10 protein-coding genes and 1 pseudogene are annotated in these 15103 nt (G+C 68.3%); 8 read left to right on the plus strand and 3 right to left on the minus strand.

Going from position 1 to position 15103, the window contains the following annotated elements; translation table 11 throughout:
• The first annotated feature begins 217 nt into the window (after positions 1 to 217).
• From AC1DDO_RS19720 to AC1DDO_RS19735, 4 genes are all read left to right on the plus strand, one after another.
• Positions 218 to 1759, plus strand: a complete 1542-nt coding sequence (locus tag AC1DDO_RS19720) for a leucyl aminopeptidase (RefSeq protein ID WP_476869588.1) — start codon at positions 218 to 220, stop codon at positions 1757 to 1759.
• A gap of 270 nt (positions 1760 to 2029) precedes the next feature.
• Positions 2030 to 3415: a dihydrolipoyl dehydrogenase gene (lpdA, locus tag AC1DDO_RS19725; protein ID WP_476972565.1), complete on the plus strand. Its 1386-nt coding sequence runs from the start codon at positions 2030 to 2032 to the stop codon at positions 3413 to 3415.
• 123 nt (positions 3416 to 3538) lie between these two features.
• The gene (sucB, locus tag AC1DDO_RS19730) at positions 3539 to 5278 is read left to right on the plus strand and encodes a 2-oxoglutarate dehydrogenase, E2 component, dihydrolipoamide succinyltransferase (protein ID WP_476869590.1); all 1740 of its coding nucleotides are present in this window, start codon (positions 3539 to 3541) and stop codon (positions 5276 to 5278) included.
• Positions 5279 to 5435: 157 nt separating this feature from the next.
• A complete protein-coding gene (locus tag AC1DDO_RS19735; protein WP_476869866.1) occupies positions 5436 to 5786 on the plus strand; it encodes a hypothetical protein in 351 nt (116 codons plus the stop codon).
• 107 nt (positions 5787 to 5893) lie between these two features.
• On the opposite strand, the gene AC1DDO_RS19740 is transcribed toward AC1DDO_RS19735, so the two are convergent.
• Positions 5894 to 6277, minus strand: coding sequence for a VOC family protein (locus AC1DDO_RS19740; RefSeq protein WP_476869867.1), 384 nt, complete (start codon positions 6275 to 6277; stop codon positions 5894 to 5896).
• A 150-nt stretch (positions 6278 to 6427) separates the two neighbouring features.
• Here AC1DDO_RS19740 and AC1DDO_RS19745 point away from each other — a divergent pair, with 150 nt between their 5' ends.
• The gene (locus tag AC1DDO_RS19745) at positions 6428 to 6856 is read left to right on the plus strand and encodes an OsmC family protein (RefSeq protein ID WP_476869868.1); all 429 of its coding nucleotides are present in this window, start codon (positions 6428 to 6430) and stop codon (positions 6854 to 6856) included.
• A 135-nt stretch (positions 6857 to 6991) separates the two neighbouring features.
• Here AC1DDO_RS19745 and AC1DDO_RS19750 read toward each other — a convergent pair whose 3' ends face one another.
• Positions 6992 to 10582, minus strand: coding sequence for a S41 family peptidase (locus AC1DDO_RS19750; protein WP_476869869.1), 3591 nt, complete (start codon positions 10580 to 10582; stop codon positions 6992 to 6994).
• 74 nt (positions 10583 to 10656) lie between these two features.
• On the opposite strand from AC1DDO_RS19750, the gene AC1DDO_RS19755 reads away from it, so the two are divergent.
• A complete protein-coding gene (locus AC1DDO_RS19755) occupies positions 10657 to 11550 on the plus strand; it encodes a TIGR01777 family oxidoreductase (RefSeq protein WP_476869870.1) in 894 nt (297 codons plus the stop codon).
• On the opposite strand, the gene AC1DDO_RS19760 is transcribed toward AC1DDO_RS19755, so the two are convergent.
• On the minus strand, positions 11547 to 13508 hold the full coding sequence (locus AC1DDO_RS19760; protein ID WP_476869871.1) for a serine/threonine-protein kinase: 1962 nt from the start codon (positions 13506 to 13508) through the stop codon (positions 11547 to 11549). The genes AC1DDO_RS19755 and AC1DDO_RS19760 overlap by 4 nt on opposite strands.
• Positions 13509 to 13615: 107 nt before the next feature.
• Between AC1DDO_RS19760 and lipB the strand changes: the two genes are divergently transcribed.
• Both lipB and AC1DDO_RS19770 read left to right on the plus strand, forming a co-directional pair.
• On the plus strand, positions 13616 to 14284 hold the full coding sequence (lipB, locus tag AC1DDO_RS19765) for a lipoyl(octanoyl) transferase LipB (protein ID WP_476869872.1): 669 nt from the start codon (positions 13616 to 13618) through the stop codon (positions 14282 to 14284).
• Positions 14281 to 15103 (plus strand): annotated as a pseudogene (locus AC1DDO_RS19770) (lipoyl synthase); the annotation flags it as partial. The gene lipB and the pseudogene AC1DDO_RS19770, both read left to right, overlap by 4 nt.

A 15103-nucleotide genomic window follows, 5' to 3' on the forward strand; every position in this document is an offset into this window, starting at 1 on the left:
CGGGCTAATTCCTGCCCGGGGTGTGCTCCAGCTCTCATTCGATTGAAATTCCGGACTGCCAAGAGACTACGATCGGACATGGCCCCAGGGCCTGTAGTACAGACACCGGGTTGTGTCCCAGACCGACGGCGCCCCCGGGATCCGTGGCAGGGCGCCAAACATGCAGCTCCTGCCGAATATCACCGAGAACCATCACAGAGAATTGAGGACTGTCCTCGTGGTCAAGAATAGTGAAGTCAAACTTAGTGCAGTCGCAGGGGATTTGAAGAAGTCCCCCAGCGACGCCCTCGTCATCGGCGTCGGACAGGGTCCCGACGGGCCCGTCCTGCTCGACAATCCGCTGACGGCCAAGGCCGCGGAGGCCCTGGCGGAATCACTGAGCGTTCTTGGCATCACCGGCGCGGCCGACCAGGCCCACCGCCTGCCGGGCCTGCCCGAGGTTGGCGCCACCATCCTGCTCCTCGCCGGCGTCGGCAAGCTGCCGGCGACTAAGGTCTCGGCGACGCAGCCGCTGTCCGAGGAAGCCCTGCGCCGCGCCGCCGGCTCGGCTGTCCGCCAGCTGGCCGGCGTCAGCACCGTCACCCTGGCATTTCCGACGACGACCCTCGCCGAGGTCGCGGCGGTCGCCGAGGGCGCCGCGATGGGCGCCTACTCGTACACCGAGTTCCGCTCCTCCCGGGACGGGCTCAAGGATCCGGTGAAGAATGTCGTCATCCGCACCGACTTCGCCGCGGACAAGGCGCTCCAGCCGGTCCTGAACCGGGCGTCCCTGATCGGCACGGCCGTGAACGCGACGCGCACCCTGGTGAACCAGCCGCCGAGCCACCTCTACCCCGAGACCTTCGCCGACGCCGCCAAGGAGCTGTCAAAGGGCCTGCCCGTCAAGGTTACGGTCTGGGACGAGAAGCGCCTCGAGAAGGAAGGCTTCGGCGGCATCCTCGGCGTCGGCAAGGGTTCCACCCGGCAGCCGCGCCTCGTAAAGGTCGAGTACACCCCGGCGAAGGCCACCGCCAAGATCGCCCTCGTGGGTAAAGGCATTACCTTCGACACCGGCGGCATCTCCATCAAGCCGGCCCTGGGCATGGGTGAGATGAAGAGCGACATGGCTGGCGCCGCCGTCGTCCTTAACACCGTCCTGGCCCTGGCGGGCCTCGGCCTGCCCGTCAAGGCGACCGCGTGGCTCTGCATCGCCGAAAACATGCCCTCCGGCGCCGCCCAGCGTCCCGCAGACGTCCTGACGATCTTCGGCGGCAAGACCGTCGAGGTCCTCAACACCGACGCCGAGGGCCGCCTGGTCATGGCTGACGGCATTGTCGCCGCCAGCCAGGAGTTCCCCGACGCCATCATCGACGTCGCGACGCTCACCGGCGCCCAGCTGATCGCCCTCGGCGACCGCACCGCCGGCCTCATGGGCTCCGAGTCCCTGACCGGTGCCATCAAGGCCGCCGCGGACCGGGCGGGCGAGCTCGTATGGCCGATGCCGCTGCCGGAAGAACTGCGCGCAAGCCTGGACTCCCAGGTCGCGGACATCGCCAACATTGGCGAACGCCATGGCGGCATGATGACCGCGGCTGTGTTCCTGCGCGAATTCGTGGGCAAGGGCAAGGACGGCGAACAGATCCCGTGGGCCCACATCGACATCGCCGGCCCGTCGTTCAACAACGGCAGCCCCTACGGCTACAACCACAAACAGGGCACGGGCTGCACCGTCCGCACCCTGGTGGCCTACGTCGAGGACATCCTCGCCAAGACCGCCTAGCCGCACTGCGGTCCAGGCTTCCGCGCGCTTTGTGACCGGGGCTGTGATGCCCCGGCCACAAAGCCGCGTGACACTGGACACAAAGCGCTCCACAAACGCCTTGGCAAGGTGGAGCATGTATTAGTGGTTCGCTAAGGTGAACTGCGGTAGACCCAAATGAAGTAGTCACAAATGAAAGGGAACCGGCCCGCTGGCATAATCACGGCAGGCAAGTTCCAAGACCAGATGATGCGTACTCTCGTGTCATCGTTCACGCGAGGGAGCGTTTTAGTGGCCGATCAGGCAACTGCGCAAGAATTCGACATCCTGGTACTCGGCGGCGGCAGCGGCGGCTACGCCACCGCGCTGCGTGCTGTCCAGCTCGGCCTCACCGTCGGCCTCATCGAAAAGGGCAAGCTCGGCGGCACGTGCCTCCACAACGGCTGTATCCCCACCAAGGCGCTGCTGCACTCCGCAGAGCTGGCGGACCACGCCCGTGACGCGTCCAAGTACGGCGTCAACGTGACCCTCGACAGCATCGACATCAACGCTGTCAATGCGTACAAGGACGGCATCATTGCCGGCAAGTTCAAGGGCCTGCAGGGCCTGATCAAGGGCAAGAAGGGCATCACCGTCATTGAGGGTGAGGGCAAGCTTCAGGGCACCGACACCGTCGTCGTGAACGGCACCGCATACAAGGGCAAGAACATTGTCCTCGCGACCGGCTCTTACTCCCGCACCCTCCCGGGCCTGGAAATCGGCGGCAAGGTCATCACCTCCGACGAAGCACTCACCATGGATTACATTCCCAAGAGCGCGATCATCCTGGGCGGCGGCGTGATCGGCGTCGAGTTCGCCTCGGTCTGGAAGTCCTTCGGCGTCGACGTCACCATCGTCGAAGGCCTCCCGTCGCTGGTTCCGAATGAGGACGCCACGATCGTCAAGGCCTTCGAGCGCGCCTTCAAGAAGCGCGGCATCAAGTTCTCCACCGGTGTCTTCTTCCAGGGTGTCGAGCAGAACGACGACGGCGTCAAGGTCACCCTGGTGGACGGCAAGACGTTCGAAGCCGACCTCCTGCTCGTCGCCGTCGGCCGCGGCCCGGTCACGGCCAACCTCGGTTACGAAGAGGCCGGGATCACGATCGACCGCGGCTTCGTCATCACCAACGAGCGCCTGCACACCGGCGTCGGCAACATCTTCGCCGTCGGCGACATCGTTCCCGGCGTCCAGCTGGCGCACCGCGGCTACCAGCAGGGCATTTTCGTCGCCGAAGAGATCGCCGGCCTGAAGCCCGTGATCGTCGAAGACGTCAACATCCCCAAGGTCACCTACTCCGACCCCGAAATCGCCACCGTCGGTTACAGCGAGAAGGCCGCCAAGGAGAAGTTCGGCGAGGACCAGATCCAGACCCAGGAATACAACCTTGCCGGCAACGGCAAGAGCTCCATCCTGGGCACGAGCGGCCTGGTCAAGCTGGTCCGCCAGAAGGACGGCCCCGTGGTTGGCGTCCACATGATCGGCGCCCGCATGGGCGAGCAGATCGGTGAAGCCCAGCTGATCGTGAACTGGGAAGCCTACCCGGAGGACGTGGCCCAGCTGGTCCACGCCCACCCCACCCAGAACGAATCCCTGGGCGAGGCGCACCTGGCGCTGGCTGGCAAGCCGCTCCACGGCTAACTGCCCCCGCACCACCGCAAGAACTCAGAGTTTGGTGCACCCGGCCCGAAATGCCGGGTGCACTAAGCTCGACCAAGGCAGCAATCATCCGCACTAAAGATCAATAAGGAGAACGGGGACGATATGTCTGAATCCGTTAACTTGCCCGCCCTCGGTGAGAGCGTCACCGAAGGAACCGTCACCCGCTGGCTCAAGCAGGTCGGTGACCGGGTAGAGGTGGACGAGCCGCTGCTCGAAGTCTCCACCGACAAAGTAGACACCGAGATCCCCTCTCCGATCGCCGGCGTGATTGAGGAAATCCTTGTCGCCGAAGATGAGACCGCTGAAGTTGGCGCCCCGCTGGTGCGCATCGGCTCCGGCGACGCCGCCCCCGCCGCCGCAGAGGCTCCGGCCGCCGCACCCGCCGAAGAGGCCCCTGCTGCAGCCCCGGCCGCTGAAGAGGCACCGGCCCCCGCCGCCGAAGCCCCCGCCGCACCGGCCGCCGAGGCACCTGCCGCGGCTCCGGCCGGCGAAGGACACGACGTCACGCTGCCGGCCCTCGGTGAGAGCGTCACCGAAGGCACCGTTACCCGCTGGCTGAAGAGCGTCGGCGATACCGTCGAGGTCGACGAGCCGCTGCTCGAGGTCTCCACCGACAAGGTCGACACCGAAATCCCGTCCCCGGTTGCCGGCACCCTGCTGGAAATCCGCGTGAACGAGGACGAGACCGCCGAGGTCGGTTCCGTCCTGGCCGTCATCGGTTCCGGCGCCGCAGCCCCCGCTGCCCCGGCACCGGCAGCAGCACCCGCACCGGCTCAGGAAGCTCCGAAGCAGGAGGCTCCGGCTGCACCCGCACCGGCAGCAGCTCCCGCTGCCCCGGCTCCGGCTGCACCCGCACCGGCAGCAGCCCCGGCCGCATCGGCCGCTCCGGCGGCAGCAGCCGCATCGGCAGAATCCGGCTACGTCACTCCCCTGGTCCGCAAGCTGGCCAACCAGCAGGGCGTCGACATCGCCTCGGTGACCGGCACCGGCGTCGGCGGCCGCATCCGCAAGCAGGATGTCCTGGACGCTGCCGAGGCACAGGCCGCACCGGCCGCAGCCGCACCGGCAACCACCTCGGCTCCCGCCGCCGCCGCCCCGGTCTCTGCTGCCGCGTCGGCACTGCGCGGCACCGTCCAGAAGGCCCCGCGCATCCGCCAGGTCATCGCCCGCCGCATGCGCGAGTCCCTGGACATCTCCACCCAGCTGACCCAGGTCCACGAGGTCGACATGACCAAGGTGGCCAAGCTGCGCGCCAAGGCCAAGAACTCCTTCCAGGCCCAGAACGGCTCCAAGCTGACCTTCCTGCCCTTCATCGCCAAGGCTGTTGCCGAAGCGCTGAAGCAGCACCCGAAGATCAACGCCTCCTACGACGAGGACAAGCAGGAGATCACGTACCACAACGCCGAACACCTGGCGATCGCCGTGGACACCGACAAGGGCCTGCTGGTCCCGGTCATCGCCGACGCCGGCAACCTGAACCTCGCCGGCCTGGCCGGTAAGATCGCCGACGTCGCAGACCGCACCCGCAACGGCAAGATCGGCCCGGACGAGCTCTCCGGCGGAACCTTCAGCATCACCAACATCGGTTCCGTGGGCGCCCTCTTCGACACCCCGATCATCAACCAGCCGCAGGTCGCCATCCTCGGCACCGGCGCGATCGTCAAGCGCGCCGTGGTGGTCTCCGATGAGAACGGCGATGACTCGCTGGCCATCCGCTCCATGATGTACCTCTCCCTGACGTACGACCACCGCCTGGTGGACGGCGCCGACGCGGGACGCTTCCTGCAGACGCTGAAGGCACGCCTCGAAGCGGGCGCGTTCGAAGCAGACCTGGGCCTCTAGGCCCCCGGCAAAACGTTAGACCCACATCGACGGCGACGGCGGTGCGGGACCGGTGGACAACCACCAGTCTCCGCACCGCCGTCGCCGTTTTGCCGGTCCTGCCCCCACCCGGCGGGTCTTACTACGCTGTGTAGAATTCTCTGGCTAGACTGTGCACATGAAAATCGCCATCGACATCCTGGTCTTCCTGCACATCCTGGGCGCTGCCGCAATCGTCGGCGGCTGGTTCGCCACCTTCAAGAAGCCCACTGTTCTGCCGGTGCAGCTCTATGGTGCCATTGCGCAGCTGGTCACCGGCCTGGCGCTTGTAGGGATCTTGGGTGCCACCCACGAGCCGGTCAACTACGTCAAGATCGCCGTCAAATTGCTGATCGCCGTCGTTGTTCTCGTTGCCGCTGTGATCGGGTACCGGAAGGCTGCTTCCGGCGCTTCCGTCTCCAAGGGTTTGGCACACGCGGTGGGTGGGATGGCACTGATCAACATCGCAGTCGCCACGCTCTGGAACTGATTCCGGACGACACTTCCGACAGCGGCGCCGCACCCCTCACCCGGGGGTGCGGCGCCGCTGTCTTTAAAGCGCCACAGTTAAATCGGCACTGTGGTTAGGCCGGTCTGTCAGTCGCCGGCGATGCAGAACTCATTGCCCTCGGGATCCTGCATGACGTCCCAATGGAAATCGCCAATGTCGTTTCCCTCCACGAATCGGGCACCCAGGGCCTCGGCGTGGGCACGCAACGCCGAGGGGTCGGACCCGTGGATGTCCAGGTGCAGGCGGCGCCTGCCCTCCGAAGGCTGCTCAACCTGCTGGAAGGCCAGCTGCGGGGCTCCGGGGCCGGCCGGGTGGAGCCAGAGGAACTGTTCGAAACGCGACGACACCGCTGTGCCCAGCAACGCGGCCCAGAACTGGGCCAGGCGTTCTGCGTCGACGGCGTTGACCATGATCGTGGCGATGCGCGCTGACGGCGACGCACGCACCTGCGCATCTTGAGTGGTTTCCATGACGACACTGTACGGACGGCACGCTGCTGGGTCACAATCCTCTGACAGCGGAACCCCCGTGCGGGGGCCGCCCAGAATCCCTAGGATTGATCACGGCAGGATCCGGCACCGGGCCGGATCGCTGATTCACATCGACGTCGAGGAGTGGACATGGCAACAACACGCACCGCACACACTGTATGGAATGGCGACCTGATGACAGGCGCCGGCAACACCAACCTGGACAGCTCCGGGCTGGGCAACTTCGACGTCACCTGGAAGGCACGCGCCGAGGCCGCCGAAGGCAAGACCAGCCCCGAGGAGCTCATCGCGGCAGCGCACTCCGCCTGCTTCTCCATGGCATTCAGCAACGGCCTGGCCCAGGCCGGCTTCACGGCCGAGGAGATCAACACCAAGGCCGACGTGACGTTCCAGCCCGGCACCGGGATCACCGGCAGCCACCTCACCGTCGCCGCGCGGGTCCCCGGCATTTCCGCGGATGACTTCCAGCGACTGGCCGGCGAAGCCAAGGTCGGCTGCCCCGTCTCCGCCGCCCTGACCGGCATCGAGATCACCCTGGACGCGACGCTGGCCTCCTAGTCTCGCCGCCGGCAAGTAGCCGCAGCACAGCGTCCGCGGTACGGCAAAGGCCCCCGTCTCCCTGGAATATCCAGGAAGGCGGGGGCCTTCGTCATGGGCCTTGGCCGTGGATCACGCGCCGTCGCGCGGGACCGCCTACGCCTGGCCGGCCTGCTGGCGCTTGGGCAGCGGCGCGGGCCGGACCCTGCGGTATCCCTCGCGCAGCGGCGGACGGTCCGTGGGCAGTTCCTGGATCATTTCCTTCAACGCCCCGATTCCGTACTCCAGTTGCGGGTCGGTGCCGGCGGCGTACGCGTGCGGCGGGAAGGTCACCTCGATGTCCGGGGTGACTCCGAAGTTCTCCACGCCCCAGCCAACGCCGCCGGCGAACCAGGTGGCGTAGCGCGGCTGGGTGACGCCGGTGCCGTCGGCCAGGGCGAAGCGGTTGTCGATTCCCACGACGCCGCCCCAGGTACGCGTGCCAATGACGGGCCCAATCCCCCGCAGCTTGGAGACCTGCGTGATGATGTCGCCATCGGAACCGGCGAACTCATCGGTGAGGATGATGACCGGTCCACGGGGAGCGTGGTGCGGGTACGTCCGCGGCTTCTCCCCGCGCGGCATGCTCCAGCCGGTGACCTTGCGTCCGATGAGCTCGGCCACGAGCTGGGAGGTGTGGCCGCCGCGGTTGCGCCGGACGTCGACGATCAGTCCGTCCAGCGCCGTCTCGGTATCGAGGTCGCGGTGCAGCTGGGCCCAGCCGTTGGCCATCATGTCCGGGATGTGCAGGTAGCCGAACGTCCCGTTGGAGGCTTCCCGGACGGTCCGGCGGTTGCCGGTGACCCATTCCTGGTAGCGCAGGCGCTCCTCGTCCTTGACCGGGACCACTGCCACCCGGCGCTGGGCTCCGGCGGCCGCGCCGTGCCCGGCACCGTTGCGCAGGGTCAGTTCCACTGCCCGGCCGGCCGCCCCGACGAGTTCAACTGCCGGGGTCCGGGATTCGGTGAGTTCGACGCCGTCGATCGCCAGCAGGACGTCGCCGGGCTTGGCGTCGGCGCCGGGCCGGGTCAGCGGCGAGGTGGCCAGCGGGTCTGAGGACTCTCCGGCGAGGATGCGGGTGATTTCCCAGCCTTCGCCGGTGAACTCCAGATCGGCGCCAAGGCGCCCCTGGGGGCTGCTGCCATTCTCGGCTACGGCCACCGGGCGGACGTAGGCGTGGGAGGTGCCCAGCTCGCCGTGCAGCTCCCACAGCAGGTCCACCAGGTCATCGTGGGAGCCGAGGCGTTCGACCACCGGACGGTAGCGTGCGTGGACGGACTCCCAGTCCTGGCCGGCCATGTCCTCGGTCCAGAAGAAGTCACGCTGCAGCCGCCATGCCTCGTCGAAGGCCTGGCCCCACACACTCAGCGGGTCCATTTGCACCCGGATGCGGCCAAGGTCCACCTTGACGAGCTGGCCGGAGTCCTCGTCGGCCTTGGCGCCGGCGGGCGCGACCCGGATCTGCTTGTCCTGGATGAACACGATCTTTTCTCCGTCGCCGGAGATCCGGTAGCTGTCCAGGGCCTCCACGATCGTGGAGGTGCGGCGCTTGGCCAAGTCGTACCGGACCAGGCTCGGCGCGGCGCCCTTGTCCTCGAGGCTGGCCCGGCCTTCTCCGGTGGTGCCGGAGAGTTCGCTGTCGAGCCACAGCAGGGCCCCGGCGGCGGCGGTAAGGGACGAGTAGTTGCCCTGCGGCACCGGCACCCCGATGACGCGGTGCGCCAGGCCGTCGGCGTCGACCCGTACGGAAGGCACGGGCTTGGCGGCGGACGGCGTACCGGATGCGGAGCCTTCCCCCGCGGCGGGGGTTACCGCGGCGTCCCGTTCGCCATCCTCAAGGGCGACGCTCGGACCGAAGGGTGACGGCGTGTCCGCGGCAAGGGCGACCAGGTAGGGCTTGATCGGGCTCGGGAAGGACAGGTCGAAGGAGTGGCCGTCGTAGACCGGGTCGAAACTGCGGTTGGAGAGGAAGGCGAGGTATTTGCCGTCCGGGGTGAAAGAGGGTGATTCGTCGCGGAACCGGCCGTCGGTGACATCGATGATCGCCGCGCCCGTGCCGCCGTCGATCCTGGTGATCCGCAGACGGCTGCGGGAGCCGAAGGACGTGACCGGCTCGGACCAGCCGAGCCAGGCTGAGTCCGGGGACCAGCTGAATCCTTCGATGCTGCCTTCGCCGATGCTGCTCAGCAGGGACATCGTGCCCGTGCTTGTGTCGGCAAGGTAAATGTCACCGAAGGACGTCCCGACGGCGAGCCAGCGCCCGTCGGGGCTGGCTTCGATGGCGCTGGCCCGGCTGGGCTTGGGGAAGTCGATCCGCGTCAGCTCACCGGCTGCAGGCGCCTGCACGGCGGTGCCCGCACCGGCAAGGGCCTGGTGGCCGGCGCCGGGCGCGTCACTTCCACCAACGGCCGGCACTGCGGCTGTGACGGGGCTGGACACGGGGCTGGTTGCCGCGGCGGCGGTTGATCCTGAACCCGTTGACCCTGAACCGGTCAGCGCGGCTGCGGACACCGGCCTCGGCAAGGCCACTCCGGCGTCTTCGGACTGCCGTGTGGACTGCGGGCTCGACGGCGCTGCGGGCTGTGACGCCTTCGAGGCTGCCACAGGAGCGCCGGCCAGCGGCGCCGCAATAGCCTTCAGGTAGAGGGCCTCGACGCCGTCGTGGTCGGCCACATAGGCGATCCGGCCCTCGCCGAACGGGCGGGGCAGACGTGCCCGGACGCCCGGGGTGGCTTCGAGGACGCGGGACGGGCCGTCCTTGTGCCGCAGCCAGTGGACAGTTCCGTGCGATTCGACGGCGCTGGAGGTGCCGGTGTGGTCCGGGACCACGTCGCCGAGGTGCCGTGAGGGCTTCAGCGGGGCGGAGCGCCGTGCTTGCGAGGCCGACCCCAGCGTGATGTCGAGTTTGACGGCCTCGGCGTCAAGGCTGGCCAGCAGCCAGAGCTCGCCGGCCGATTCGAAGACGATGCGTTCCCCGTCGGTTGCGGCGTGACGGACGTAGAAGTCCTCGTGGTCCGTGTGGCGCCGCAGGTCGCTGCCGTTGGGCAGGACTGAGTAGAGGTTTCCGTAGCCCTCGTGATCGGACAGGAACGCGATCCGTCCCTTGACCCACAGTGGGTCCGTCAGGTTTCCGTCCAGCCCGGCGGCGAGCCTCTCGAATTCGCCGTTTCCGTCGGCGTCGATCCACAGCTTGCCGGCGGCGCCGCCCCGGTAGCGCTTCCACCAGGCCGGCTCACGGGACAGGACGCTCGAGAGCACCACGGGGCGTTCGTCGCCGACGACGGGACCGAAGGCAACCGATTCGACCGGGCCGAAGGGCAGCTCCTGCGCCCAGCCGCCGGTCACGGGGAGGCTGTAGGCGTGAGTGTGACGGCTGTCTGACTGGCGGAACGCGCTCGTGACCAGGACGTCGCCCTTGGGCGTGAAGCCCTTGACCCGGGTGGAGCTGTGGCCGAAGTAGCTCAGCTGGCGGTAGCCGCCGCCGTCGACGTCGGCTGTGACGACCTCCGGGGCCGTTCCCTGGACGACGGTCCAGACCAGGCGCTTTCCGTCTGGGGTGAAACGGGGGTTGCGGGCCGGCAGCTGCAGGGAGGACACGCGCCAGGCACGGCCCCCGCCCACGGGTGCAATCCAGACGTCGTCCTCGGCCACGAAGGTGACCAAATCGCCGTGGACATGCGGGAAACGGAAGTAGCTCGAGGGGGTCATCGTTCGATCATAGCGACAACGGCCCGCACGGCCCGGGAGGTTTCGCGGCCGTGCCGGGCATGGTGAGATGGATCATGCGAATCCTCATTGCCGGGGCCTCCGGGCTGATCGGAACTGCCCTTTCCAGCGCACTGCGCAGCGAAGGGCATGACGTCGTTGCCCTGGTCCGGCGCGCCCCGGCATCGCCGGCCGAGTTCCAGTGGGACCCCGCCGCCGGCCGGATCGACGAGACGGCGCTGAAGGGCGCGGACGCCGTGGTCAACCTCTCTGGCGCCGGAATTGGCGACCGGCCCTGGACCCGGGCCCGTGTCGACGAACTCCGCAGCTCCCGGCTGGGGGCGACGGGGACCCTGACGGCGGCGATGGCCCGGCAGGACACGCCGCCTGCGGTGTTCCTGAGCCAGTCCGCCTCCGGCTATTACGGCAACGCCGGCGCCGCCGTACTTCGTGAGAACGCGCCGGCCGGCAGCGGCACCTTGGCCCGGATCTGCGTCGACTGGGAGGCCGCGGCGCATGAGGCTCCCGCCGGCGTCCGCGTAGTTACCCCCCGCACAGGTGTGGTCCTGAGCCGATCCGGCGGCGCGCTGGGCCGGTTGTTGCCGCTGCTGCGCCTGGGCGTTGGCGGCCCGCTGGGCAACGGCCGGCAGTACTGGCCGTGGATCACCTTGCCGGATGTGGTCCATGCCTTCTCCTTCCTTCTTGCCGCGCCCCTGTCCGGACCGGTCAACGTCTGTGCCCCCGAAACCGCGGACGTGAACTCACTGATCGCGCAGCTGGCCGGTGCGCTCCACCGTCCGGCAGTGCTGCGCGTGCCCGCACCGGTGCTGCGGCTGGTGATGGGCCAGCTCGCCGAGGAACTGTTGCTCGCCAGCCAGCGGGTGGAGCCGGCGGCCCTGGCCGACAACGGCTTCGCCTGGCAGCACCCGTCGCTCGGCGAGGCCGCGGCGTGGGTGGCCGGACGCGATTAACCCAAGTCCGGCTCCGCGGCGAGGACCTGCGCAATCCGCCACCGTCCGTCAATGCTCGCCAGCACAAGCCTTAGCCTGATTTCCTCCCCGGCAGGGGCTTCAGCCACGACCTGACCGGCGGCATCGCGTTCCTGGTACGGCGAGGAGACGACGCTGATCTCCACCACGGTGCGGTCCGGCCCACCGTCGGCAAGAGTCTGCACGCGTGCCAGCGTGGTCTCGAAGCCGGCCAGGACGTGTCCGGCCGCCGTCAGCCGGGCGCCGATGCTGGCGTCCGCGTCCGCCGCCGCCGACGCAGGGACGTTCACCTGCTCCAGCAGGCGCACATCCCCGGTGCTGAAGGCCAGTGAGCGGAGTGCGGCGAGTCCCCGGACCGCTTCGCCGGGGTCCGCGGACTCCAGCCTGTCCCGAAGTTCGCGCGGGATGCCAGCAACGCCCGGCACTGACGCCGGCGACGTCTCTGTTGCCGCCGCGGGAGGCGGTGCGGCAAACAGTTCCGCGATCCCCGGACGCCACGATGCCGCGCCAAGCCCGGCCAGCAATGCCACCGCCAATGCGACGCCTGCCCACCGGTTCCGCCGACGCCGACGGCGCCGTGCCTCGAAAGTGCCGGGGCGGATACCGGGTTGGGTCCCGCTCCGGGTCGATTGCCGGAAGCCCTCCCCGGTGCGCTGCACTGTACCGTCCCGGACGTCGGACGAATCGCTGGGCTCAGCTATGGACCCGGCGCTGGACGCGGCGACGCCTCCGTTCCCGGTGTCTCGTCCCCGGTGGGAGCCTGGTCCGGAACCGGCGGCGGCGTGGCGTGCGGCACCCCCGGCTGCCGCGTGCCTCGCAGTCGCGACAGTGGATGTCCTGGCATGTGCCCCCGGCGGCGCCGCGAGGGGTACCTGGGGTGGAGCGAGGGGTACCGGCGGCGCTGGCGTGGGTGCACGTTCCGGCAGGGGCGCGCGGCTCACCGGGGTCTTGCGCAGCCACCCGAGGAGCCGCCGGGCACGCCGTTCTCGGGCGCTGCCGGCCAAGACGCGGCGGGTCAGCAATTGCGGTGCCACGCTCGCGTGGGCAGTGACGGAAAGGTCCACCGGCTCCGCCGCAGTGCTGCGATAGACCGCCGCGGCGAATTCGGCCGCCGAGGGCCTTCTGCGCCGGTCTTCGTCGAGTCCGGCTTCCAGTGCGGCGGCCAGCGCCGGGGGCACGTCGGGCACCAGGAATGGCAGCGGGGGACGCCCAGCGCCCGCGTCCGGTGGCCGGCCGGTCAGGCAATACCAGCCAAGCGCCGCCAGAGAATAGATGTCACGCTCTGGCTGGAGGCCCGCCCTGACGGCGTCCACAGGCGCCGGATCGGAAAATCCCTCCGTCCCGGCGGTGCGGCCGGACGCTGTGTCCGCCACCATCCGCGCGACGCCCAGGTCCGCCAGCAGCGGTTTCCCATGCGCCGTGAACAACACGTTGCCCGGCGAGAGGTCCCCGTGGGTGAAACCACGCGAATGCAGGTACTGCAGGGCCTGGGCCATGGGCGTCAGGACCGTCACCGTCTCGCCGGCACCGAGCCGCCCGCGTCCCGCGACCAGGTCTGCGACGGATCCTCCGGGCGCGTAGTCCAGCACCAGACCCAGGGCTTCCGTTCCCTCCGGCCCGGACCGCGCATCGTGGAGCCGCAGCACCATGTGGGCACGGAGCAGGTGGTCGTGATCCAGGGCCGAGAGGATCCGGACCTCCCGTCGCATGCCTTCCTCGGCTTCCTGGTCTGCGCTTCCACGGTCCACTTCGCCAGTCCCGCGGCCTGGCATTCCGCCGGCCTTGATGCCGGCGCCGAAGCACTTGAGGGCGTAATCGCGCCCTGTCGACCGTTCCGTTACCAGCCACACGGCGGCTGTGCCCCCGCGCCCCAGCAGGCGCCCGACGTCGTAACCGGGAACCTCAGGGGCGGCGCCGCCAGGGTCTGGGATCTCTTCCATACCCAAGGAATAGCCGATCCAGCGGAATCGCGCAGAAGTTATCCACAGGCATGAGAGCTTAAGCACACAAACGGGCTGAGGATGCGGCTGGGTCTAAGCTTGATGCCATGACTCTTGAGTTCAAACAGCTGGGTCTCGCCCCGGACTTCATTGATTACACGCGCGGCTGGGAAATCCAGCGCGAATTGCATGAGAAAGTCCTCGCGGGCACTGCGCCCAGCACCGTACTGCTGCTCGAACACGCCGCGGTCTATACCGCCGGCAAGCGCACCGAAGACCACGAACGGCCCTTCGACGGAACTCCCGTTGTTGCGGTAGACCGTGGCGGCAAGCTCACGTGGCACGGCCCGGGCCAGCTCATCGGCTACCCGATCATCAAGCTGAAGAACAAGGCCGGCATCCGCGACTACGTGGAGCGGCTGGAAGCCGTGATCATTGCTGTCCTGGCGGACTACGGCATCGACGCCGTACGGATCAAGGGCCGCGCAGGCGTCTGGATCGAGCAGGACGCGAAGGGCCCGGACCGCAAGATCGCGGCCATCGGCATCCGCGTCCACGAGGGCGTCACCATGCACGGCTTCGCGATCAACTGCAACAATGATCTGGCCCCCTACGGCCAGATCATTGCCTGCGGCATCAGCGACGCCGGAGTCACCACCATCGCCCAGGAAATTGGCAGGGACGTCACGCCGGCGGACCTCGTTTCGCGGATCACCGAAGAACTGCGCAACAATGAACAAGCCCTAGTTGCAACCCCAGAAGGAGCTCTACTGTGACACTGGCACCAGAAGGCCGGAAGATGCTGCGCATTGAGCAGCGAAACGCGGCCACACCGGTGGAACGTAAGCCGGAATGGATCAAGGCCAAGGTCCAGATGGGCCCCGAGTTCGTCCAGCTCAAGAACCTCGTCAAGAAGGAAGGCCGGTCCAGGCCATGGCGCTGCGCTACGCCACCGTGACCGGTGTGGCCCGCGACGACCTCGCCGACGAGGGTGTGTGGCTCTACGCCGAGACGGTCCGCAAGATCCACGAACTGAACCCGGGCACCGGCGTCGAACTGCTGATCCCGGACTTCTCCGGCAAGCCCGAGCACATCGAGGCSATCTGCGACTCCAAGCCCGAGGTCTTCGCCCACAACGTCGAGACCGTGCCCCGGATCTTCAAGCGGATCCGCCCGGCCTTCCGCTACGASCGYTCCCTGGACGTCATCACCCAGGGCCGCAAGCTCGGCATGGTCACCAAGTCCAACCTGATCCTGGGCATGGGCGAGACCCGTGAGGAGATCTCCGAAGCACTGCGTGACCTGCACGAGGCCGGCTGCGACCTGATCACCATCACCCAGTACCTCCGCCCCTCCGAGCGCCACCTTCCCGTGGACCGCTGGGTCAAGCCGCAGGAATTCGTGGACCTGCAGAACGAGGCGGACGAGATCGGCTTCCTCGGCGTCATGTCCGGGCCGCTGGTGCGCTCCTCCTACCGCGCCGGCCGGCTCTGGGCCACCGCGATGCGCAAGAAGGGCTGGGAAATCCCCGCCGAACTCGCGCACATCGAAAGCTCCGGCAGCACCCGCCAGGAAGCCAGCTCCCTGCTCGCCGC

This window comes from Arthrobacter sp. 10N43 (assembly GCF_056394525.1).